Genomic DNA, 4,235 nt, shown 5'->3' on the forward strand with positions numbered 1-4,235 from the left:
CCACCTTGGCCGGGACGCCGGGAGCGGGGCCGGGGTCGCCCGAGGGACCGCCGTCGGGCGCCGCGCCCGCCGGCCCGTCGGGCACGCCGTCACCGGACTCCCCGGCTCCGGGCACGGCGTCCTCGGAACCGTCGGTGCTCACAGCGCCCCCTTCGTCGACGGCACGCCCTCGACGCGGGGGTCGAGGGCGACGGCGGCGCGCAGGGCCCGCGCGAGCGCCTTGAACTGGGCCTCGACGATGTGGTGCGGGTCCCGCCCGGCGAGCACGCGCACGTGCAGGCAGATGCCGGCGTGATGGGCGAGGGACTCCAGGACGTGGCGGGTCAGCGAGCCGGTGAAGTGCCCGCCGATGAGGTGGTACTCCTGGCCGGCGGGCTCGCCGGTGTGCACGAGATAGGGCCGCCCGGAGACGTCGACGACGGCCTGGGCGAGCGCCTCGTCCAACGGCACGAGGGCGTCGCCGAAGCGTGCGATGCCGCGCTTGTCGCCCAGTGCCGCACGCAGCGCCTCGCCGAGGGAGATCGCCACGTCCTCCACCGTGTGGTGGACGTCGATGTGCGTGTCCCCGGTCGCGTGCACGGTGAGGTCGATGAGGGAGTGTTTGCCGAGCGCCGTGAGCATGTGGTCGTAGAACGGCACCGACGTCGAGATGTCCGTGCGGCCCGTGCCGTCGAGGTCCACCTCGACGACGACGTCGGACTCCGAGGTCTTCCGCTCTATCCGAGCCGTGCGTGTACCGTTCACCAGCCCAGCACCTCCTCCAGGGCCGCCTTGAAGGCGGCCGTCTCGTCCGGCGTCCCGATCGACACGCGCAGCCAGCCCGCCGGGCCGACCTCGCGGATGAGGACACCGTGTCCCAGCAGACCTTCCCACACCTGGTGGCGGTCGTCGAAAAGCCCGAACAGCACGAAGTTCGCGTCCGAGTCCGCCACCCGCAGACCGTGGCCACGCAGCCACGTGACGAGGTCGTCCCGTTCGGCGCGCAGCGACGCCACCTGACCCATCAGCTCCTCGCGGTGGGAGAGCGCGGCGCGGGCCGCCGCCTGCGTCACGGCCGAGAGGTGGTAGGGCAGGCGGACGACGCGGAGCGGGTCGATCAGCTCGCGCGCGGCGGCCAGGTAGCCGAGGCGCAGGCCGGCCATCCCGAAGGCCTTGGACATGGTCCGGGACACGGCCAGGTGGGGGTTGCCCGGCAGCAGCGTCAGGGCACTCGGGGTCCCGGTGCGGCGGAACTCGCCGTAGGCCTCGTCCACGACGACGACCGACGCCGTCGCCGTGCCGTCCGGGCGGAGCGGGCCGGAGGTGCGGGCGGCCGCACAGATCGCCTCGACCGTGGCCAGGGGCAGGGCCGTCCCGGTGGGGTTGTTCGGGCTCGCCAGCAGGATGACGGCGGGCCGGTGCTCGGCGATCTGCGCCCGCGCGTGCTCGACGTCGAGGCTGAAGTCACCCTCGCGGCGACCGGCCACCCACCCGGTCTGGGTGTCGCGCGCGTACTCGGGGTACATCGAGTAGGTCGGCGCGAAGGAGAGCACGGTGCGACCCCAGCCGCCGAAGGCCTGCAGGAGGTGGAGCATGACCTCGTTGGAGCCGTTCGCCGCCCAGATCTGCTCCGCCGCGAGCGTCACGCCCGACTCGACCCGCAGATACTCGGCGAGCTCGGCGCGCAGCTCGGCGAAGTCCCGGTCCGGGTACCGGTTCAGCCCGGTCGCCGCCTTCGCGACGGCGTCGGCGATGTCCGCCACGACGGCCTCGGACGGCGGGTACGGGTTCTCGTTGACGTTGAGCAGCACCGGCACGTCGAGCTGCGGGGCGCCGTAGGGGCTGAGCCCCTCGAGGCCCGGGCGCAGCGGCAGTGCGACGTCGGCCGCAGTCGGGTTGGTCACGCGGTCGATTCTAGGCGGCGTCGGGCGCCGGCGGGGATGCCCGCCCGGCCGGTGACCAGGACCGTCCGCACCGGCCGGCGCCGACGCGGTGCGGTGCCGCCACCTGGAGTTCTCCGTCAGGTCGTGCCCCGGTCGCCAGGTGGCCCTAGTCTCTCGTGCGACCAGACGTTTTCCAGGAAGGATCGAGACCTTGCCCAGGAACTTGTCCGCGCGGTCCGCCGCGCCCCACCACCGCACCGGGCGCGCGCGCCTGGTGAGCGCGGCCGCGGCGTTCGCCGCCGGCCTGCCGCTGCTCGCCGCACCCGCCCAGGCGGCCGTCGCCGACGAGGTCACGCTCGACGTGGTCGGCATCACCGACTTCCACGGTGCGCTCGAGCAGGCACCGTTCCTCGACGCCCAGATCGACCAGATCCGGACGTCGAACCCGAACACCGTGTTCGTCTCCGCCGGTGACAACATCGGCGGTTCCACGTATGCCTCGGCGATCCAGCAGGACGAGCCGACCATCGACGTGCTCAACGCCATGGCCCTGCAGACCTCCGCCGTCGGCAACCACGAGTTCGACCAGGGCTACGCCGACCTCGCCGGCCGCGTGAGCGACCTGGCGGACTGGGAGTACCTCGGCGCGAACGTCGAGGGCGAGACGCCCGACCTGCCATCCACCGACGTCTGGACCTCGCCCGACGGCGTGCGCGTCGGCTTCGTCGGCACCGTCACCGACGAGACGGCGCGCCTGGTCAGCCGGGACGGCATCGCGGGCATCACCTTCGCCGACGAGGCCACCACCACCAACACCTACGCCGCACAGCTCAAGGCGGCCGACGCCGCCGACATCGTCGTCGCGCTGGTCCACGCCGGTGCCACCCAGGAGATGCTCACCGCGCTCGACGCCGACGTCGTCGACGCCGTGTTCACCGGGCACACCCACGTCGCCGTCGACGAGGACACCCCGCTGCCGGTGATCCAGGGTGGGGCCTCCGGAGCCAATCTGTCGCGCATGACGCTCACCTACGACACCGTCACCGGCGAGGTCACCGGCGCGGTCGGCGAGAACATCGCGATCGACACCGCCACGATGCCCGCCTCCGCGGACATCCAGGCCATCGTGGACGAGGCGCTCGCCGAGGCGGACGTGCTCGGCCAGGAGACCGTGGGCACGGTGACCGCACCGTTGAACCGGGGTTCCGACACCGGGGTGTCCGACGGCTCGAACCGCGGCACGGAGTCCCCGCTGGGAAACCTGCTCGGCGAGGTCGCGAAGTGGACGGCCGAGCGGGTCGGCCTGGAGCCCGACTTCGGCATCATCAACCCCGGCGGCCTCCGCGCCGACCTCGACCCGGACGGCAACGGTGCGGTCACCTATGCCGAGGCGTTCACGACGCAACCGTTCGGGAACACGATCGGCACCATCGACCTGACCGGTGCGCAGGTGGTCACCATGCTCGAGCAGCAGTTCCAGCCGGACCAGGACCGCAAGATGCTGCGCCTGGGCCTGTCCGCGGACCTCAACTACGTCTACGACCCGGCCGCCGCGCAGGGCGAGCACATCACCGCGGTCACGCTCGACGGAGCCCCGCTCGACCCGGCCGCCACCTACACCGTCGCGTCGAACACCTTCCTGCTCTCCGGACAGGACGGGTTCACGGTCTTCACCGAGGGCGCGGGTCTGCAGGAGACCGGGATCGTCGACCTCCAGGGCCTGGTCGACTTCCTCGCGGGCAACCCGGGCATCACCCCGGACTACACGCAGCGCTCCGTCGGCGTGACCGCCTCCGACGACGCACCGGCCGCCGGCGAGGAGCTCACGCTGGCGCTGTCCTCTCTCGCGTTCACCACCACCGAGCCGAAGCCCACCGAGGTGAGCGTCTCGTCGGGCTCGGAGGTGCTGGCGACCACCACCGAGATCGACACCACGATCGTGCCCGGCCTGGACGAGACCGGACGGGCCACCGTCTCCTTCGTGGTCCCGGCCGGCACGAGCACGCTCTCCATCACCACCGACCTGGGCACCGCCGTCTCCCTGCCGCTCGTCGTCGAGGAGCCGGAGCCGGTGGCGGGCACCGACACCCTGGCCGTGCGTCAGGGCAACCGGTACTCCATCTTCAACACCCTCACCGGTGGGGAGCCGGACCAGGTCGTGACGTTCGGTGAGCGCCGCGACACCGTCCTGGTCGGCGACTGGGACGGTGACGGGACCGACACGCCGGCCGTGCGCCAGGGGAACCGGTACTCCATCTTCAACTCCCTGACCGGTGCGGAGCCGGACCAGGTCCTCACCCTCGGTGAGCGCCGCGACACCGTCCTGGTCGGTGACTGGGACGGCAACGGGACCGACACCCTGGCGGTACGGGA

The 4,235-nt window shown here is 72.4% G+C and carries 3 protein-coding genes; 1 reads left to right on the plus strand and 2 read right to left on the minus strand.

What is annotated here, in order from left to right; genetic code table 11:
• Window positions 1-138: 138 nt before the first annotated feature.
• Window positions 139-744 carry an imidazoleglycerol-phosphate dehydratase HisB gene (gene hisB / locus ACYC1Z_RS14445; protein WP_461410216.1) on the minus strand — a complete coding sequence of 202 codons (606 nt, stop codon included), beginning with the start codon at window positions 742-744 and terminating at the stop codon, window positions 139-141.
• Window positions 741-1,883 (minus strand): histidinol-phosphate transaminase, encoded by a 1,143-nt coding sequence (locus ACYC1Z_RS14450; RefSeq protein WP_461410217.1) that lies wholly within the window; start codon window positions 1,881-1,883, stop codon window positions 741-743. Before ACYC1Z_RS14450 ends, hisB begins: the two co-directional genes overlap by 4 nt.
• A gap of 190 nt (window positions 1,884-2,073) precedes the next feature.
• Between ACYC1Z_RS14450 and ACYC1Z_RS14455 the strand changes: the two genes are divergently transcribed.
• The coding region (locus tag ACYC1Z_RS14455; RefSeq protein ID WP_461410218.1) for a bifunctional metallophosphatase/5'-nucleotidase at window positions 2,074-4,235 on the plus strand (2,162 nt) is incomplete at its 3' end.

The organism is Georgenia sp. (assembly GCF_054605595.1).